Annotated in this window: 18 protein-coding genes and 1 pseudogene; 14 read left to right on the top strand and 5 right to left on the bottom strand. The window is 68.3% G+C overall.

Going from position 1 to position 18,405, the window contains the following annotated elements; translation table 11 throughout:
• Positions 1-76: 76 nt before the first annotated feature.
• The 14 genes and pseudogenes from CYR75_RS12785 to CYR75_RS12725 all read left to right on the top strand — a co-directional run bounded on the left by CYR75_RS12785 (position 77) and on the right by CYR75_RS12725 (position 12,721).
• A complete protein-coding gene (locus CYR75_RS12785; protein ID WP_101500386.1) occupies positions 77-736 on the top strand; it encodes a cytochrome c3 family protein in 660 nt (219 codons plus the stop codon).
• A complete protein-coding gene (locus CYR75_RS12780) occupies positions 720-3,644 on the top strand; it encodes a Fe-S-cluster-containing hydrogenase (protein ID WP_101500385.1) in 2,925 nt (974 codons plus the stop codon). The genes CYR75_RS12785 and CYR75_RS12780 overlap by 17 nt, the downstream gene beginning before the upstream one ends.
• A pseudogene (nrfD, locus tag CYR75_RS16755) lies at positions 3,641-4,132 on the top strand (NrfD/PsrC family molybdoenzyme membrane anchor subunit); the annotation flags it as partial. The gene CYR75_RS12780 and the pseudogene nrfD (CYR75_RS16755), both read left to right, overlap by 4 nt.
• Before the next feature lie 31 nt (positions 4,133-4,163).
• Positions 4,164-5,009, top strand: coding sequence for an NrfD/PsrC family molybdoenzyme membrane anchor subunit (nrfD, locus tag CYR75_RS16445; protein ID WP_225972720.1), 846 nt, complete (start codon positions 4,164-4,166; stop codon positions 5,007-5,009).
• Positions 5,006-5,542: a DUF3341 domain-containing protein gene (locus CYR75_RS12770; protein WP_101500384.1), complete on the top strand. Its 537-nt coding sequence runs from the start codon at positions 5,006-5,008 to the stop codon at positions 5,540-5,542. Before nrfD (CYR75_RS16445) ends, CYR75_RS12770 begins: the two co-directional genes overlap by 4 nt.
• Positions 5,539-6,054, top strand: a complete 516-nt coding sequence (locus CYR75_RS12765; RefSeq protein ID WP_101500383.1) for a c-type cytochrome — start codon at positions 5,539-5,541, stop codon at positions 6,052-6,054. Before CYR75_RS12770 ends, CYR75_RS12765 begins: the two co-directional genes overlap by 4 nt.
• Positions 6,051-7,088 carry a hypothetical protein gene (locus CYR75_RS12760; protein WP_101500382.1) on the top strand — a complete coding sequence of 346 codons (1,038 nt, stop codon included), beginning with the start codon at positions 6,051-6,053 and terminating at the stop codon, positions 7,086-7,088. The genes CYR75_RS12765 and CYR75_RS12760 overlap by 4 nt, the downstream gene beginning before the upstream one ends.
• Entirely contained in the window at positions 7,081-7,470 is a 390-nt protein-coding gene (locus tag CYR75_RS12755) for a hypothetical protein (RefSeq protein WP_101500381.1), read from the top strand. Before CYR75_RS12760 ends, CYR75_RS12755 begins: the two co-directional genes overlap by 8 nt.
• A complete protein-coding gene (locus tag CYR75_RS12750) occupies positions 7,467-8,219 on the top strand; it encodes a thioredoxin domain-containing protein (protein ID WP_101500380.1) in 753 nt (250 codons plus the stop codon). Before CYR75_RS12755 ends, CYR75_RS12750 begins: the two co-directional genes overlap by 4 nt.
• Complete coding sequence (gene coxB, locus CYR75_RS12745) at positions 8,216-9,148, top strand: cytochrome c oxidase subunit II (protein WP_101500379.1); 933 nt, start codon at positions 8,216-8,218, stop codon at positions 9,146-9,148. The genes CYR75_RS12750 and coxB overlap by 4 nt, the downstream gene beginning before the upstream one ends.
• Complete coding sequence (ctaD, locus tag CYR75_RS12740; protein ID WP_101500378.1) at positions 9,145-10,779, top strand: cytochrome c oxidase subunit I; 1,635 nt, start codon at positions 9,145-9,147, stop codon at positions 10,777-10,779. Before coxB ends, ctaD begins: the two co-directional genes overlap by 4 nt.
• Entirely contained in the window at positions 10,776-11,420 is a 645-nt protein-coding gene (locus CYR75_RS12735; RefSeq protein WP_101500377.1) for a cytochrome c oxidase subunit 3, read from the top strand. Before ctaD ends, CYR75_RS12735 begins: the two co-directional genes overlap by 4 nt.
• Entirely contained in the window at positions 11,417-11,749 is a 333-nt protein-coding gene (locus CYR75_RS12730; RefSeq protein WP_101500376.1) for a cytochrome C oxidase subunit IV family protein, read from the top strand. Before CYR75_RS12735 ends, CYR75_RS12730 begins: the two co-directional genes overlap by 4 nt.
• 84 nt (positions 11,750-11,833) lie before the next feature.
• Entirely contained in the window at positions 11,834-12,721 is an 888-nt protein-coding gene (locus CYR75_RS12725) for a dihydrodipicolinate synthase family protein (RefSeq protein WP_101500375.1), read from the top strand.
• Between the two features lie 210 nt (positions 12,722-12,931).
• On the opposite strand, the gene CYR75_RS12720 is transcribed toward CYR75_RS12725, so the two are convergent.
• The 5 genes from CYR75_RS12720 to CYR75_RS12700 all read right to left on the bottom strand — a co-directional run bounded on the left by CYR75_RS12720 (position 12,932) and on the right by CYR75_RS12700 (position 18,391).
• Positions 12,932-13,714, bottom strand: coding sequence for an HpcH/HpaI aldolase/citrate lyase family protein (locus CYR75_RS12720; RefSeq protein WP_101500374.1), 783 nt, complete (start codon positions 13,712-13,714; stop codon positions 12,932-12,934).
• Between the two features lie 112 nt (positions 13,715-13,826).
• On the bottom strand, positions 13,827-14,666 hold the full coding sequence (locus CYR75_RS12715; protein ID WP_101500373.1) for an FAS1-like dehydratase domain-containing protein: 840 nt from the start codon (positions 14,664-14,666) through the stop codon (positions 13,827-13,829).
• Positions 14,663-15,769: a CaiB/BaiF CoA transferase family protein gene (locus CYR75_RS12710; protein ID WP_101500372.1), complete on the bottom strand. Its 1,107-nt coding sequence runs from the start codon at positions 15,767-15,769 to the stop codon at positions 14,663-14,665. Before CYR75_RS12710 ends, CYR75_RS12715 begins: the two co-directional genes overlap by 4 nt.
• On the bottom strand, positions 15,769-16,929 hold the full coding sequence (locus CYR75_RS12705; protein ID WP_101501045.1) for an acyl-CoA dehydrogenase family protein: 1,161 nt from the start codon (positions 16,927-16,929) through the stop codon (positions 15,769-15,771). The genes CYR75_RS12710 and CYR75_RS12705 overlap by 1 nt, the downstream gene beginning before the upstream one ends.
• Before the next feature lie 106 nt (positions 16,930-17,035).
• On the bottom strand, positions 17,036-18,391 hold the full coding sequence (locus CYR75_RS12700; protein WP_101500371.1) for an MmgE/PrpD family protein: 1,356 nt from the start codon (positions 18,389-18,391) through the stop codon (positions 17,036-17,038).
• Between the last annotated feature and the right edge of the window lie 14 nt (positions 18,392-18,405).

Raw genomic sequence — 18,405 nt, 5'->3', positions numbered from 1 at the left:
ATCACGAAACCTCACGCCGCCGTCAGTCGTTGGGGCCTCATACTCTCGGCCTGCCGGACATAACTGAGGCGTTATCATGGCACAGATCTTCGGCCCGAAAGCCAATGGGATCACGCAGATCGTCCTTGCCACGGCGGCGGTGCTGGCGGCGGTGGCGGTGATCCTGCTGGTCGTGCTGCCGCGGTCGTCCTGGGCCACGCTGGTCGGTCGCGCGCCCCAGCAGCCGGTGCCGTTCAGCCATCAGCATCACGTCGCCGGGCTGGGGCTGGACTGCCGCTATTGCCACACCGGGGTCGAGAAGTCCGCCTTTGCCGGGCTGCCCCCGACCGAGACCTGCATGACCTGCCATTCGCAGATCTGGACCGATGCAGAACTGCTCGCCCCGATCCGCGACAGCTTTACCGATCGCCAGCCGGTCGCCTGGCAGCGGGTGAACAACCTGCCGGACTACGTGTTCTTCAACCACGCGATCCACGTCAATAACGGCGTCGGCTGCATGTCCTGCCACGGGCGGATCGACCAGATGCCGCTGACCGCGCGGGGCGCGCCGCTGACGATGCAATGGTGCCTCGACTGCCACCGCGACCCCGGCCCGAACCTGCGCCCGCCCGAGGCGATCACCCTGATGGACTGGCAGCCCGACACGGATCGGCGCGAGCTGGCCGAATATCTGCTGGACGCCTACGACATCCCCCACGCCGACCGCCTGACCGATTGCTATGTCTGTCACCGGTAGCCCCCTTCCCCTGTGGCGCAGCCGCGAAGAGCGGGACAGCCCGCCCGAGGCGCGGCTGCTGGACGAGTTTCCTGGTCTGGCCGAGCGGTTGGCGCAGGGGCCGGACCGGCGCTCGGTCCTGAAGTTCATGGGCGCGGCGATGGCGCTGGGCGGCATGACCGCCTGTTCCCCGCCCGAGGAAACCATCCTGCCCTATATCGACCAGCCCGAGGGGCTGATCCTCGGCAATCCGCAATTCTATGCCACGACCCTGCCCTGCGACGGCTTCGGCATCGGCGCGCTGGTCGAAAGTCATGAGGGGCGACCGACCAAGGTCGAGGGCAATCCCGACCACCCCGCCTCGCTGGGGGCCACGGATGCCGTGATGCAGGCGGCCTGTCTGGACCTGTTCGACCCGACCCGCTCGCGCGCGCCGCAGCGGGCGGGGCAGACCAGCAGCATGGCCCATGTCGATGCCCTGCTGTCGCAGATCGCGCAGCAGATGCGGCGCGAGGGCGGGCGCGGGGTGGCGATCCTTGGCGGGGTTTCGACCTCGCCCAGCCTGCAGGCGCGGCTGGACGCGCTGCGCAGGGCCTTTCCGGGGCTGCGGCTTTACCGGCACGCGCCGCTGGGCAGCGGGTACGTGGATCTGTGCGGCCAGTCCGTACTGCTGCGGCCGAACCTGTCCGAGGCGCGGGTGATCCTGAGCCTTGATGCCGATCTGCTGGGCGAGGGGCCGGGCAAGCTGGCCCATGCCCGCGCCTTTGCCGAGACGCGCCGGCGGGCGGGGGCGGGGCGCGATCCGGCGCGGATGTCGCGGCTTTACGCGGTCGAGACGACGCCGACCCTGACCGGCGCCGCCGCCGACCACCGCTGGGCCGTCAAGCCCAGCGAGGCCGGCGCGGTGCTGACCGCGCTCGGCGCCCGCCTCGCCGGTCAGGGCGCGCCCGAGGCGCCCGTGCCCGTCGCCCTGCTGGACGGCCTCGCCGACGACCTGCGCCGGGGGGGCGAGGCCGCGCTGGTCCTGCCCGGCCCGCATCTGCCGCCCGCGTTGCAAGAGCTGGCGCTGACCCTGAACCAGCGCCTCGGCAGCCTGGGCCGCACGCTGGACCTGCTGCCGCAGGCGCCCTTCATGGCCGAGGATACCGGCGATCTGGCGGATCTGGTCGCGGATCTGGACAGCGGCGGCATTGACACCCTGCTGATCCTGCAATCGAACCCGGCCTATACCGCGCCGGGCGATCTGGACCTGCGGGCGGCGCTGGGGAACGCCGCGCTCAGCGTCCATCTGGGCACGCATCTGGATGAGACGGCGGCGCTGTGCGACTGGCACATCCCGGCGGCGCATGTGCTGGAAAGCTGGGGCGATGCGCGGGCCTTTGACGGCACCGCCTCGATCATCCAGCCCCTGATCCGGCCGCTGTATGATGGCCGGACGCCAGCGCAGGTGCTGGCCGCGCTGGCGGGCGAGGTGCGGACCAGCCCGCGCGATCTGGTCATGCGCCACTGGACCGATCAGGGGCTGTCGCCCGCCGATTGGCAGCAGGCGCTGCAGCGCGGCGTGATCGCGGGGACCAAGGTCGCGCCCATTTCCCCGCAATGCCGCCCCCTGCCGCAGGCGCTTGGCGCCCTTCCGCAAGCGCCCGCGCCCGCCGGGCTGGAGCTGCGCTTTGTCCCCGACCCCTTCCTGCGCGATGGCAGCCTTGCCACCAATGTCTGGCTGCAGGAACTGCCCCGGCCGCTGACCAAGATCGTCTGGGGCAACGTCGCCGCCATGGCGCCCGCGACGGCGCACCGGCTGGGGCTGGCCTCGGGGCGCGTGGTGTTGCTGCGGCGGGGAGGGCACGAGATCTCGATCCCGGTCTGGGTCCAGCCGGGCCATCCGGCGGACACGATCACCCTGACCCTCGGCCATGGCCGCCCGGTGGGCGAAGACGGCACCCCGCGCGGCACCGACGTCTATCGCCTGCGGGGCAGCGACGCGCCGTGGTCGGCGGGGGTCGAACTGACCCCGCTGGACATGCAGACCGACATCATCACCACCCAGCACCATCACGCGATGGAGGGCCGCGATCCGGTCCGCCATGCCAGCCTGACCGAATGGCTGGACGCCCCCGACGCGGTCCATGCCGGCCACCCCGCGCCGCCCGAACAGTCGCTGTATCCAGACTGGCAGTACAAGGACGAGGCCTGGGGCATGGTCATCGACCAAACCACCTGCATCGGCTGCAATGCCTGCGTCGCGGCCTGTCAGGCGGAAAACAACATCCCCACCGTCGGGCCCGAGGAATGCGCCCGCGGACACGAGATGCACTGGCTGCGCGTCGACCGCTATCACGCCGGCCCCGAGGACGATCCGCGCACCTATTTCCAGCCCGTTCCCTGCATGCATTGCGAGAAAGCGCCCTGCGAACTGGTCTGCCCGGTCAACGCCACCGTCCACACCCATGACGGGCTGAACGCGCAGGTCTATAACCGCTGCATCGGCACGCGCTATTGTTCCCAGAACTGCCCCTACAAGGTGCGGCGGTTCAATTTCCATCTGTATCAGCCGTTTCCTCAGGGCACCGCCGCGCCCTCGGCACCGGTGATGAATCCCGATGTCAGCGTCCGCTCGCGCGGGGTGATGGAGAAATGCACCTATTGCGTGCAGCGCATCCAGGCCGCGCGGATCGAGGCCGACATCGACGGCCGCCCCATCGCCGATGGCGAGGTGGTGACCGCCTGCCAGCAGGCCTGCCCGACGCAGGCGATCCGCTTCGGGAACCTGAACGATCCGGCATCCGACGTGCGGCACCTGCGCGACGATCCGCTGAATTACGCGCTGCTGGGGGCATCTGAACACCCGGCCGCGCACCACCTATCTGGCCCGGATCGAGAACCCCAACCCGGCCCTGCCGGAGCAGCCTGCGGCGGAGGACCCGGATGACTGACGCCTCGCGCCCCGATCCCGCCCGACCGGAACAGGCGCCGCTGATCCGCGGCAAGCCCTCGGCGCCCGAGATCACGCGACAGATCGGGTCCATCGTGCTGCAGGGACGGCTGCCCAGGCGGTTCTGGTGGGGGTTTGCCTTCTTCGCCGCGCTGGCGCTGATGTTTCTGTATTCCATCGCCTATCTGGTCTCGGTCGGGGTCGGGGCCTATGGCATCAACATCCCCGTCGCATGGGGGACGATGATCGCCAATGTCGTGTGGTGGATCGGCATCGGCCATGCGGGCACGCTGATCTCTGCCGTGCTGCTGCTGATGCGCCAGCCCTGGCGCGATTCGATCAACCGCTTTGCCGAGGCGATGACGCTGTTCGCCGTCGCCATGGCCGGGCTGTTCCCGATCCTGCATCTGGGGCGGCCGTGGTTCTTTTACTGGCTGATGCCGCTGCCGGTGACGCATATGCCCTGGCCGCAATGGCGCTCGCCGCTGGTGTGGGATTTCGCGGCCATCGCGACCTATGGCATCCTGTCCATCGTGTTCTGGTATCTGGGGGCTGATCCCCGATCTGGCGGTGCTGCGCGACCGGGCGCAGACGCGGTTCAAGCAGGTCAGCTATGGCATCCTCGCCCTTGGCTGGCGCGGCTCGGCGCGGCACTGGACGCATCATCAGGCGGCTTATTTCGCGCTGGCAGCACTGGCGACGCCGCTGGTGGTGTCGGTGCATTCCGTCGTCTCGTTGGATTTCACCATCGCCATCACGCCGGGCTATCACTCGACCATCTTCCCGCCCTATTTCGTTGCGGGGGCGCTGTATTCCGGCTTTGCCATGGTGCTGACCATCGCCATTCCGCTGCGGCATTTCTTCGATCTGGGCGATGTGATCACGCAGCGCCACTTTGATCTGGGGGCCAAGGTAATGATCGCCTCGGGGCTTATCGTCGCCTACTCCTACGCGAACGAGGCGTTTTTCGCCTGGTATTCGGGCGAGGCGTCCGAACGGATGATGATATCGGCGCGCCTGTCCGGCCCCTATGCGCCGTTCTACTGGGCGACGCTGGCGTTCAACCTGGGCGCCCTGCCGCTGCTGATGTGGCGGGCGGTGCGGGCGCGGCCGCTGGTGCTGTGGTTCGTGGTCATCGTGGTCAATGTCGGCATGTGGCTGGAACGCTACATGATCGTCACCTCCAGCCTGTCGCGCGGCTTTCTGCCCGCCGCCTGGGGCGAGCAATCGCTGCGCTGGCTGGATTTCACGCTGCTTTTCGGCTCGCTGGGGATGTTTTTTGCGCTGATCTTCCTGTTCATCCGCATCCTGCCGGCGCTGTCGATCTTTGAACTCGCCGAGCGGGTGGAGGAGCGGAAATGACCGCGCCGCGCCCCTATGGCATCTTCGCGGCCTTTGCCGGGCCGGATGCGCTGCTGGCGGCGGTGCGCGACCTGCGGGCGCAGGGGTATTCCGACCTGCAGGCCCATACCGCCTATCCGGTGGACGAGCTGGACAGCGCGCTGGGGCTGAGGCCCTCGCCCATCGGCTGGCTGATCCTGCTGGGCGCGCTGCTGGGGGCTGTGGCGGCCTATGCGCTGCCGGTCTATTCCACCATGGTCGCTTATCCGATCAATGTCGGCGGCCGCCCGCTGCATGCCTGGCCGCCCTTTGCCCTGCTGGCCTTCGAGGGCGGGGTGCTGGGCGGCACGCTGGCGGCGTTCCTGGGCTTTCTGGTGCTGTGCCGCCTGCCCGCCTATCATCATCCGGCCTTCGATTTCACGGCGGTGGATTTCGCCGCTGAGGACTGCTTTGTCGTCGTCATCCGGGGCAGCGACCCGCAATACGACGCCCAAGCGCTGACCCGCGCCCTGACCGAGGCCAAGGCCCAAGACATCGCCGAGGTGGGACCATGAGGCGCGCGGTCCTGATCCTGATGCTGCTGGCGGGATGCAAGCAGGACATGGCCCAGATGCCGCGTCTGGACCCAGTGTCCAGCGCGCTGGGCTTTCCCCATGACGCCGCCGCGCTGTTGCCGCCCGAGGGGACCGTCGCGCGTCATGCCGACCTGTCGCCCGTCCCCGACGCGCTGCCGGACCAGATCCCGCTGGCGATGCTGGAACGCGGGCGAGAGCGGTATGACGTGTTCTGCGCGCCCTGCCACAGCCCGACCGGCGACGGGGACGGCATGATCGTGCGGCGCGGCTTTCCCCCGCCGCCCTCGTATCACGATCCGGGGCTGATTCGGGCGCCGGACCGGCATTTCTATGATGTGATCACAAACGGCTATGGGGTGATGTTCTCTTATGCCAGCCGGGTGCCGCCCGCCGACCGCTGGGCGATCATCGCCTATATCCGCGCGCTGCAACTGTCGCAGCGCACCCCGGTTGCGCTCGCCGACGCAGGTCTGGCGGAGGGGGAGGAATGATGCCGCTGCTGTTCCCCCTTGCTGCGGTGGCTCTGGCGGCGCTGGCCGGGCTGGGCCCGATGGCGGCGGTGCTGCGGGCCTGGGTCTTTGCCGCGCATTTCTGGACCGGCGTCTCGCTGGGGGCGGCGGTGCTGCTGCTGATCCACGCGATCACCGGCGGGCGCTGGGGTCTGGCGATGGGGCCGGGGCTGCGGGCGGCGGCGGCGGCGATGCCGGTGGCGGCGCTGGCCTGGCTGCCGCTGATCCTGACCGCGCCCGGCCTGTTTCCCTGGGCCGGGGCCCAGCCGTCCGATCTGCCCGAGACGGTGGCCCGCAAGCTCGCCTATCTGGACGTCGGTTTCCTGCAGGCGCGGACGGTGGTGGTGCTGCTGCTGTTCCTGCTGATCTGCTGGGTCGCCGCCGGGCCGTTGCGGCAGCGTTGGGGCGCGGCGGGGGCGGCGACGCTGCTGATGGTCTATGCCTTCGCGGTCTCGATCCTGTCCATCGACTGGCTGCTGGCGTTTGAGCCGGAGTTCTACTCGACCGCCTATCCGCCGATCCACGCCACCGGCGGCGTCGTGGCGGCGATGGCGTTCGGGACGCTGATCTTGTGGGCCAGCGATGGCGCGCGCGACCGGCTGGCGGATTGCGGGATGCTGATGCTCGGCTGGGCGATGGTGTGGCTGTATCTGGTCTATATGCAGTATCTCATCATCTGGTCGGGCGATCTGCCGCAAGAGATAGCGTGGTATCTGCGGCGCAGTCAGGGCGGGTTCGGGGTCGTTTTGTGGCTGGCGATCGGCTGGCATGCGGTGGTGATCGCGGCCATGGCCTCGCCCCGGCTGAAGCAGCGGCCCGATGCGGTGGCCGCTGCTGCAGGCGTGCTGCTGCTGGGGCAGGCGGTGGATCTGTGGTGGCGCAGCGCGCCCGCGTTTGCCGAACATGTCGAGCTGGTCCATCTGATCGACCTGCTGGCGGTGATCGCCCTCGGGCTGGCGTGGTTTGCCGCCGCGTCGCTCGGCCTGCGCCAAAGGGGGGAGGTCCGCCATGCCTGACCGCCTGCAGGTCGAGACCCGTGACGTGGCCCCCCGCACCATGTGGCTGCTGGGGCTGGGCTTTGCGGTGTTCATCGCCGGCTCTGCCTTTGGCCTGCTGCTGTTCTTCAGCCCGGACCCGCCCTGGGCATTCGACCGCGCCGCCAAGCCCGAGCCGACGCTGCAGATCTCGCCCGCCGCCGATCTGGCGGCTTATGAGGCCGAGAAGCGTCAGGCGCTGACACGCAGGGCTGAGGCCGGGCCGGGCCTGCGCGTCATCCCCATCGAGCAGGCCATGCGTCTGGTCGCCCAAGGCCACCGCGCCACCGTCCCGCCCGCCGCGACCGAGTGTCAGGGCGCCGCCTGTCCCGGTGCCACCCCCAGCGCGAGGACGATCCCATGATGCGGCCCTCTCGCCTTCTGCAGCTTGTGCTGCTGATCCTCGCGCTGTGCAGCGGCGCCTCGCGGGCGCAGGACGTGCAACCGCTGATCGGCGCGCGCGTCGATATGACGGCGGTGTTGCGTGACGCGGACGGGCAGAGCCACGCCGTCGCCGATCTGCTGACGAACGAAGGCACCCTGCTGCTGCCCGGCTATCACCGCTGCACCAATATCTGCGGTATCCTGCAGCAAGAGCTGGCCGAGACGCTGTCCGACATGCAGCCCCCGCCGCGCGTCCTGTTCACCAGCCTCGACCCGACCGAGACCCCCGCCGATGCCGCGCAGATGCGCGACAAGCTGCAACAGGTGGTGCCGGATGTGGACCTGTCGAACTGGCGCTTTCTGACCGGCGAGCCCGAGGCGCTGACCGCGCTGACCGCGCCGCTGCGGATGCAGAGCTATGTCCGCCCCGGCGGCGAGGTGTTGGTTCATCCCGTCGCCACCGCCGTCCTGACGCCAGAGGGCGCGCTGTCCGAGGTGTTCTTTGGCTTCGACTTCACCGCCGCCGCGCTGCGCTCGGCGCTGTCGGACGCCGCGCGCGGCAAGGTCGGCGGGCTGCGCGAGCGGATCGTGCTGCTGTGTTCGGGCATCGATCAGGCGGTGGGCCGGATCGCGAGGACCGCGCTTGGCAGCCTGCGGATCGCCGGGGTGGCGATGCTGATCCTGATCGCCGCGGGCGTAGCCCTGATGCTGAGGCGAGAGCGGCGATGATCCAGAACCTGTTCCCCGACGCCCCGTCCCAACACGCGCGAGAGGTCGATTTCCTCTTTGCCTCGCTGGTCGCGTTTGCCGGGCTGCTGACGCTGATCATGGGGTTCCTGATCATCCGTTATCTGATCCGCTTCCGCGTCGGCACGACCCATTCGCGCAGCGGCCGCGAAAGCCATGACTTCCGGCTCGACCTGATCTGGACCGGAACGGCGGTGGTCATCGCGCTGGTGCTGTTCGGCTGGTCGGCGCGGCTGTATATCGACCGCAACCGGCCGCCGCCCGACGCGCTGCAGATCACCGCCATCGGCAAGCAGTGGATGTGGAAGATGCAGCATCCCGACGGCCAGCGCGAGATCAACAGCCTGCACATCCCCGTCGACCGCCCCATCGAGATCGAACTCGCCAGCGAGGACGTGATCCATTCCTTCTATGTCCCGTCCTTCCGGATCAAGCAGGATGCGGTGCCGGGACGCGCCACGCGGATGTGGTTCACGCCGACGCGGACCGGCACGTACAGCCTGTTTTGCGCCGAATATTGCGGGCTGGAACATTCCGGCATGCGCGGCGAGATCGTAGTGATGGAGCCGCAGGAATACGCGGCCTGGCTGGACGCCCAGCCGCAGGGCGAGACGCTGATCCGGCGCGGCGAGCGGCTGTTCACCGCGCTTGGCTGCTCGGGCTGTCACGAAGGCGATGGCCCCATCGAGGCGCCGAACCTCAGCGGGCTGTTCATGCGCCCGGTGGGGCTGTCCGACGGGCGGGTGGTGATCGCCGACCGCGACTATATCCGCGATTCCATCCTGCGGCCCGAACGCGACATCGTGGCCGGGTTCCGGCCGGTGATGCCCAGCTATGGCGGGCTGCTGGACGATCCCGAGACGATGGCCCTGGTCGCCTATATCGAAAGCCTTGCGGAGGACGCGCCATGACCGACCGGACCGCCGGAGAGAGCTATCTGGGCAAGGGCTGGGGCCTACTCGACTGGCTGACGACGACCGACCACAAGCGGGTGGCGTGGCTGTACCTGTTCACGATCCTGGGCTTCTTCCTGATCGGCGGGGCCGCGGCGACGCTGATCCGGATCGAGCTGTTCACCGCCAAGGGCGATCTGGTCCGCCCCGAGACCTATAACCGGCTGTTCACCCTGCACGGGGTCATCATGGTCTGGTTCTTCCTGATCCCCTCGATCCCCAACACGCTGGGCAATTTCCTGCTGCCGCTGATGATCGGGGCGCGGGATCTGGCCTTTCCACGGCTGAACCTGCTCAGCTGGTATATCTTCCTGTTCGCGGGGATCTGGACCTTTGGGGCGCTGATCCTGGGCGGGGTCGATACCGGCTGGACCTTCTATACACCGCTGTCGAGCCTGTCGAATTCCTGGGTCAGCATCGCGGCGATGGGGGTGTTCTTCGCCGGGTTCTCGACCATCGCCTCGGCGCTGAATTTCGTCGTCACCATCCACAAGCTGCGCTGCCCCGGCATGACCTGGTTCAGGATGCCGATCTTTGTCTGGACGCTGTATGCGACCAGCCTTGTCATGCTGCTGGCCACCCCGGTGCTGGCCGCGACCCTGCTGCTGATCGTGCTGGAGCGTGTGCTGGGCCTTGGCGTCTTCGATCCGGCGCAGGGCGGCGATCCGATCCTGTTCCAGCACCTGTTCTGGTTCTATTCGCACCCGGCGGTCTATATCATGATCCTGCCCGGCATGGGCGTGGTGTCCGAGATCCTGCCCTGTTTCGCCAAGCGGCCGCTGTTCGGCTATCGGCTGGTCGCCTATTCCTCGATGGGGATCGCCACCTTCAGCTTTCTGGTCTGGGGGCATCACATGTTCGTCTCGGGCCAGTCGGTCTATGCCGGCATCCTGTTTTCCTTCATGAGCTATTGCGTGGCCGTGCCCTCGGCGATCAAGGTCTTCAACTGGACCTTTACCCTGCGCAACGGCTACATCACCTTCGAGGCGCCGATGCTGTATGCACTGGGCTTCCTGTTCCTGTTTGGCATGGGCGGGCTGACCGGGCTGATGCTGGCGGCGACGGCGGTCGATGTGCATGTCACCGACACTTATTTCATCGTCGCGCATTTCCACTATATCATGGTCGGTGGCGCGGTCAGCGCCTTCATGGGCGGGCTGCATTTCTGGTGGCCCAAGATGACAGGGCGGATGTATCCCGAGCGGCTGGGCCAGACCGCCGCCATGCTCAGCTTCATCGGCTTCTTCCTGACCTTCGCGCCGCAATTCGTGCTGGGCTATCAGGGGATGCCGCGCCGCTATTACGAATACCCGTCCGAGTTCCAGACCTGGCACGCGCTGTCCTCGGCCGGTGCGGTGGTGCTGGCGGCCAGCTATCTCATGCCGCTGTTCTATCTGACCTGGTCGGTGTTCCGGGGCCGCCGGGCCGGCGGCAATCCGTGGCAGGCGACGGGGCTGGAATGGCAGACCGCCTCGCCGCCGCCCGCGCATAATTTCGAGGAACCGCCGGTCTGCGACCAGCCGCCCTATGCCTACCCGCCGCCCCCGGTTCAACCCGACGGAGGCCAACCCGATCGAGGCCAGCCGTGAAGGACAGCGTCGACAGCGATGCCTTTGCCACGCGGGCGCGAGAGCGCGAGGCGCAGGATTTCGCCATGTGGGTGTTTCTGGTGTCCGAGACGCTGATCTTTGGCGCCTTCATCCTTGTCTACCTGATCTCGCGCTGGCAGTTCCCGCTGACCTTCGCCGAGGCCGCGCGCGAGACCTCGCTGTGGCTCGGCACGCTGAACACCGCGATCCTGCTGACCTCGAGCCTGACCATCGCGCTGGCCGAGATGTCGGCCGAGGCCGGCCGCCGCCACGCAAGGTTGCTGCTGGTGCTGACCGCGCTGCTGGGCGCCGCCTTTCTGGGCATCAAGTTCTGGGAGTGGTTCGAGGAATACCGCAAGGGGCTGGTGCCGTTTCTGGGCCTGAATTTCAGCTATGGCGGCCGCGACCCGCAGGCGGCGGCGCTGTTCTTTCGCCTCTATTTCGCGCTGACGGGGCTGCACGCGCTGCATCTGCTGATCGGGCTGACGCTGGTCGGCGGGGCGGCGGCGCTGTGGCCGCGCATCGCGGCGGAAAAGCGGGGCCAGCGGGTGACGGCGCTGGCGCTCTACTGGCATTTCATCGACGTGGTCTGGGTGTTTCTGTTTGCCTTCTTCTATCTGCACGGGCGGGCGCTGCCATGACGCTGCGCCGGGCGATCCTGACCTGGCTGGCGCTTGGGCTGCTGTTGGCGGCGACGGTGGCGCTGGCCCATGTGCCGATGGGTGCTGCGAATATCGTCGTCAGCCTGGGCATCGCCGCTGCCAAGGCGGCGCTGATCATGCTGGTTTATATGAAGCTGCTGCGCGGCCGCCCGCTGAACCGGCTGGCGGCGGGGGTGCTGATCCTGTGGCTGTCGATCATGTTCGGACTGACCTTCACCGACTATCTGACCCGCCCCGAGATCGTCGAACGCACGGTCGACACCCCCGTGAACCCCGCGCCGCGGGTGCCGGATCTGTCGGTGCGGTAAGCCGCGCCTGACCGTGCCGCCTTGCCAGCCCGGCCGGACTGCGACAGGGTTCCGGGCAACCCGGCCCCGCAGACAGGATGAGACATGCCAGACCACGCGTTTTTCGGGGTGATCCCCTATCTGCCCAGTCCAACCGATGCGGCGGGCGAGATCGACGTGGCCGCCCTGACCCGGCTGACCCACCGCCTGATCGAGCAGGGGGTGCACGGCCTCGCCCCGCTCGGCTCGACGGGAGAGTTCGCCTATCTCGATTTTCGCCGCAAGGCGCAGGTGGTCGAAACCGTCGTCGCGGCTGCGGCGGGACGGGTGCCGGTGATCGCGGGCGTCGCCGCGACCACGACGGCGGATGCGGTGGCGCAGGCGCGGGCGTGGCACAAGCTGGGGGCGGACGGCATCCTCGCCGTGCTCGAGGCGTATTTTCCGGTCAGCGATGACGGGGTTGCGGGCTATTTCACCGCCATCGCCGATGCGACCGACCTGCCGGTGACGCTGTATACCAACCCGAACTTTCAGCGCTCGGACCTGTCGCTGCCGGTGATCGAGCGGCTCTCGCATCACCCGCGGATCCGCTATCTCAAGGATGCTTCGACCAATACCGGCCGCTTGCTCAGCATCATGAACCGGACCGAGGGGCGGATCGGGATTTTCGCCGCCTCGGCCCATATCACGGCGGCGGTGATGCTGATCGGGGGCCTGGGCTGGATGGCGGGCCCGTCCTGCATCGCCCCGGCCGAGAGCGTCCGTCTGTATGAGCTGTGCCGCGACGGCCAGTGGGACGAGGCGATGACCCTGCAACGGCGTCTCTGGGCGCTGAACGAGGCGTTCGCCCGGTTCAACCTCGCCGCCGCGATCAAGGCTGGGCTGCGCCTGCAGGGCCTCGACTGCGGCGACCCGCTGCCCCCGCAGCGCGCCCTGACCGAAGCCGAGCTGGCAGAGCTGGGGAAAGCGATGGGGCGGCTTGGGTTGTTGTAGTGGGGGCGCTGTCGTGACAGACGGCGCGTCGCAGGCGTGGGCGCTGCGTTGGTGTCGATCCGCGCGTGAGGCGCCCACGGCGCTACCCTCTGAAAGCGTCGCGCGCCTTGGTCTCGCCTTTGGCCAGGATCAGGGGAGCAAACTCAGTCGCCACGGACACCACCCTTTCGACCTTGCCGCCGCGTCAGCCGCTAAAGGCCGACCGCCGCCTCACTCCACCTGCGCCAGAATCGCCCGCGCCCTGATCCGCACCGGCTCATCGACCATCGCGCCATCCACCGATACCGCGCCGTCGCCCGAGGCCAGCACCCGCCGCGCCCAGTCGATCTGCGCGGGCGTGGGCGCAAACGCGCGCAGCACGGCAGCGATCTGTTTGGGATGGATGCACAGCTTGCCGCTCATCCCCAGCGCGACCGCGTGCAGGGCGTCGTCATGGCTGATCGCGGGGTCGCTCAGCTCGACCGTCACCCCATCCAGCGGCGCGGCGATCCCTGCCAGACGCGAGGCGAGCACCAGCTCCCAGCGCGCGGGCAGCAGCACGTCGCGGTCATGCGCGCAGCCCAGATCGGCGCAGAAGTCGATCGAGCCGAAGGCCAGCCGGGCGACGCCCTCGGCGGTGGCAATGGCGCGGCAGTTGGCGAGGCCAATCGCGGTCTCGACCAGCGCGACCACCGGCTTGCCGGTGGCGGCGGCGACGGCGGTGCAGGTCGCGGCGTCCTCGGCCTTGGGCAGCATGACGGCGGCACAGGGCAGGGCGGCGACGGCGGCCAGATCGGCCTTATGCCACGGCGTGGCGGGCGGGTTGATGCGGACCCAGACCGGCAGATCGGTGAAATCCGCCGCGAGCATCTCGCGAGCCTCGGGCTTGGCATCGGCGGCAACGGCGTCTTCGAGGTCGAGAATGATCGCATCCGCCCCGCTCGCGGCGGCTTTGGCAAAGCGCTCGGGCCGGTCGGCGGGGACGAACAGCGGCGCGCGGATGTGGGCTAGCATGACGGCCGTGCCTTGGGCGTGATGCGGTCAATAGCGGCGGGCCAGAGCACGAAACCCGGTCCCTCTGCGCCCAGTTCCAACACAGCGGCGGACCGGCAAGCAAGCCCTCCCTCTACCATGACGCCCGCGCCTCCATCGCCACCGGGCCGTCGGCATAGGCGGTCCACAGGCGCAGGCCGTCGGCATCCTCATCCGCGTTCAGGGTGAAATCGGCGGTATCGAACAGCGGCGACAGCGAGCGGAACGCGAACCCTGCCGGGCGCGCGCCGCGCAGGGTTTCGGCGAAGTGCAGCAGCAGGGTGGCCTGCAGCGGGCCGTGGACGATCAGGCCGGGATAGCCCTCGACGCCCGTCACATAGGGATGGTCGTAATGGATGCGGTGGCCGTTGAAGGTCAGCGCGGAATAGCGAAACAGCAGCGCGGGCGAGGGCGGGATGACCCTGCGATGCCGGCCGGGCGCGGCGGCGGGCGGTGTGCGCGGCGCGCGGCCGGGCGGGTCGATGTCGCGATAGACGATGTCCTGACGCTCGGTCAGCACCGGACGGCTATCGGCGGTGATCTGATGGTTGACGGTGACGAAGCACAGCGCGCCGCTGCGGCCCTGTTTCAGCGTCACGTCCTGGATGGACGAGTGGCGTGCGACCGTCTCGCCCACAAGGATATCGTCGTGGAAGGTGAAGGCGCCGCCCGCCCACATCCGGCGCGGCAGCGGCACCGGCGGCAGGAACCCACCGCGCGCGGGGTGGCCGTCCTCGCCCAACTCGCCGGTCGGCGCGGCCGGGGGGGCGAGGCACAGATGGATCATCGACGGCGCGATCTCGCCATTGGCGGGCTCATCCCCGCGGTCGAAGGTCGCGTTGAAGCGCGCGGCCATGGCCGGCGTCAGCAGTTCCTGCCGGACCTCGCTGCGGCCGATCCACTGGCGCAGATGGTCGATATCCACCTCGCTCATGACGTCACCTTTCGTTCCGGCAAAGCGGGGACGGCGCCATAATGGCGCGGCTCGCCCACGAACATCGCGCCGGGGGCGGGATAGCTGACCGGGCCGTTCGGCGTCTCGACCGCGATCCGGCGCAGCTGCGCGTGGTCCGACAGACCGGCCATGTCGTTGACCGAGGCAAAGGCCACATCGGCGGCGATCAGCCGCTTGGTCGCCTCGGCGGCGGTCATGCCGGCAAAGGCCGCGGCCACGGCAGCGTCCGTTTTGGGCCGGTTCTGGACCCGCGCGACATTGGTGGCGAAACGCGGATCGCGCGCCATCTCGGGCCGGTCCATGAACAGATCGGCGAATTTGGCGAACTCCCGGTCGCTCTGGATCGAGATGAGGATCTGCTTGCCGTCCCGGCAGGTAAAGGCACTGTAGGGCGAGATCGAGGGATGGGCGAGGCCCAGCCGGCGCGGCGACTTGCCGCCCTCGTGGTTCAGCAGCGGCACGGTCAGCCAGTCGGCCATGACGTCGAACATCGAGATCTGGATATTGGCGCCCTTGCCGTCGATCCCGCGCCGGATCAGCGCCTCGAGGATCGCGGCATGGGCGGTGGCCCCGGTCGCGATATCGACCAGCGACACGCCGACCCGCGACGGCTCTTCAGGGCCGCCGGTGATGGAACAAAGCCCCGATTCAGCCTGGATCAGCAGGTCATAAGCCTTGCGGTCGGCCATCGGACCGTCCTCGCCATAGCCCGAGATCGAGCAGACGATCAGGCGCGGATAATCCGCCGCCAGCCGGTCGAAGCCAAAGCCCAGCCGCCCCAGCGCCCCGGGCTTGAGGTTCTGGACCAGCACATCGGCATCGGCCAGCAGGCGGGCAAGTTCGTCCTTGTCCTCGGGCCGGGTCAGGTCCAGCGCCACGCTGTCCTTGCCCCGGTTCAGCCAGACGAAATAGCTGGCCTGCCCCTTGGCCACATCGTCATAGCCGCGCGCGAAATCGCCCTCGGGCCGTTCGATCTTGATGACCTGCGCCCCGGCATCGGCCAGACGCGAGGTGGCAAAGGGGGCCGCCACCGCCTGTTCGATGGCCACGACCTTCAACCCGTCCAGAGGCAGCGTCGACATCAGAAGCTCCGCGGCAGGCCAAGGATATGCTCTGCCACATAGGACAGGATCAGGTTCGTCGAGATCGGCGCGACCTGATACAGCCGGGTTTCGCGGAACTTGCGCTCGACATCGTATTCGCAGGCAAAGCCGAAGCCGCCGTGGAACTGGATGCAGGCATTCGCGGCCTCCCACGAGGCTTTTGCGGCGAGGTACTTGGCCATGTTCGCCTGCGCGCCGCAGGCCTTGCCCTGATCGAACAGGCGGCAGGCCTCGTAACGCATCAGGTTGGCGGCCTCGACCTCGATGAAGGCTTCGGCGATGGGGAACTGGACGCCCTGGTTCTGGCCGATGGGGCGGCCGAAGACGACGCGTTCGCCCGCGTATTTCGTCACCCGGTCGATGAACCAATAGCCGTCGCCGATGCATTCCGCCGCGATCAGCGCGCGTTCGGCGTTCAGCCCGGTCAGCAGGTATTTGAAGCCCTGGCCTTCCTCGCCGATCAGGTTTTCCGCCGGAATTTCCAGATTGTCGAAGAACAGCTCGTTGGTTTCGTGGTTCACCATGTTCAGGATCGGCCGCACGGTCATGCCCGATTGCGTGGCCTGCTTGATGTCGACCAGGAACAGCGACAGCCCTTCGGATTTCTTCCTGACCTCGGCCAGCGGGGTGGTGCGGGCCAGCAGGATCATCAGGTCGGAATGTTGCACCCGGCTGATCCAGACCTTCTGGCCGTTGATGACGTATTTGTCGCCGGTCCTGACGGCGGTGGTCTTGATCTTGGTGGTGTCGGTGCCGGTCGTGGGTTCGGTCACGCCCATGGATTGCAGGCGCAGCTCGCCCGAGGCGATGCGGGGCAGGTATGTCTGGCGCTGTTCCTCGGACCCGTGGCGGATCAGCGTGTTCATGTTGTACATCTGGCCGTGGCAAGCGCCGGAATTGCCGCCCGCGCGGTTGATCTCTTCCATGATGACCGAGGCTTCGGTCAGGCCAAGGCCCGAGCCGCCATATTCCTCGGGGATCAGCGCGGCCATCCAGCCGGCCCTGGTCAGCGCCTCGACGAATTCCTCGGGATAGCCGCGGGCCTCGTCGATCTTGCGGTGATATTCGTCCGGGAACTCGGCGCAGAGGGCGCGCACCGCGTCGCGGATGTCCTGGTAATCGTCAGCGACTGTCTGCATCATCAAGCTCTCCCTTGCCGGCGTTTGGGGCAATCTGGCGGACCGGCGACGATATATCAAATATATGTTGTCTATGCAGCCGAGACGGAAATGTTATGGGCCGCCGTCAGGCCAGATAGCCGCGCATGTTCGGCGCCTCCGCCACCGAGCCCAGCCGCGCCAGCCAAAGCTGTTCCGCGCCATTGCCCACCGGCGCGGTCAGGGACAGGAACTTCTGCGCGATCTGGCCGTCGTCGGGGAAGGTTTCCGGTTCGCCCGAGGGGTCGGGGATGCGCAGGTGAAAGGGCTGGCCCTGTGCGGTCACGTCCAGCACCGCGCCGAAGGGATGGCGCAGCCCCTCAAGCGAGTCGTCCTGCACCACCTCGACCCGACCGGCCAGCGCCTCGGCCTCCGCGTTGCCCAGCAGGTCGTAATCGTCCCAGCCGAAGCGGTCGCGCAGCACCGCCACGGCCGCCGCGAAGGGCATCGAGAACTGCCCCTCGACAATGCTGCGGGCGCGCTGCTTTTCGGCCAGGGGCGCGCCGACCAGCGCCACGCCGTTGCGATGCAGCCCGACCCGGATGCGGTCGATATCGCTGGCGGTCCAGCCGTGGTCGCGTTTCAACGCCAGCAGACCATCGACGGCTGCATGGGTATAGCGGCAGGCGGGATAGTGCTTCACGCCGATCCGCAGGGTTTCCCAGACCGACCCCAACCCCTCGACCGCGCGTTCGGGCATGGGCAGGTCGCTATAGGCGTTCAGGAAACCGTGCTTGCCCTCCAGCGCCTCGGTCGCGCCCAGAAAGCCCTCGGCGGCAAGCGTCGCGGCCATCAGCCCCTTCATCGCCGCCTCGCCCACCTGATAGCGCTTGTTCCACGCCCCGTTCTGCAGGAATTGCAGCGAGCCCGAGGCCTGGCTTGCGGCGACGCCGAAGCCCGAGACCGTCTGTTCCGGCGTCAGCTTCAGCAGGCGGCCCGCTGCGGCGGCTGCGCCAAAGGTGCCGGCCGTGGCGGTGGGGTGAAAGCCGCGGGCGTAATGCGAGGTCGGGTCCAGCGCCATGCCGATGCGGCAGCAGACCTCGAACCCGATCACGATGGCGGCCAGCAGATCCGCGCCCGACGCCTCGGTCATCTCGGCCACGGCGAGGGCGGCGGGGATGACCGGGGCGCTGGGATGCAGCGAACTGTCGGCATGGGTGTCGTCAAAATCCAGCGAGTGCCCGAACGCCCCGTTCAGCAGCGCCGCCGCCCCCGGCGCAAACCGGCGCTGCAGGCCGGGCACCGTGCACGGCCCCTCGGCCGCCAGCCCAAGCCGGTCCAGCATGGCGAGGATCGCGGGGCTAGAGTCCGAATCCGCCGCCGCGCGGATGATCGAGCCGGTGAAATCCGTCATCAGGCTTGCCGCCCGCGCAGTGACCTGCGCCGGGATCTGCGCCCGGTCGGTCCGGACGCTGAATTCCGCCAATGTCTGCGTGATCGCCATGTCGTTCCCCTTCG

This window comes from Paracoccus jeotgali (assembly GCF_002865605.1).
GTDB classification, from domain to species: domain Bacteria; phylum Pseudomonadota; class Alphaproteobacteria; order Rhodobacterales; family Rhodobacteraceae; genus Paracoccus; species Paracoccus jeotgali.
The sequence above is the reverse complement of the archived record's forward strand: the minus strand, read 5'-3'. Positions and strand labels throughout refer to the sequence as shown.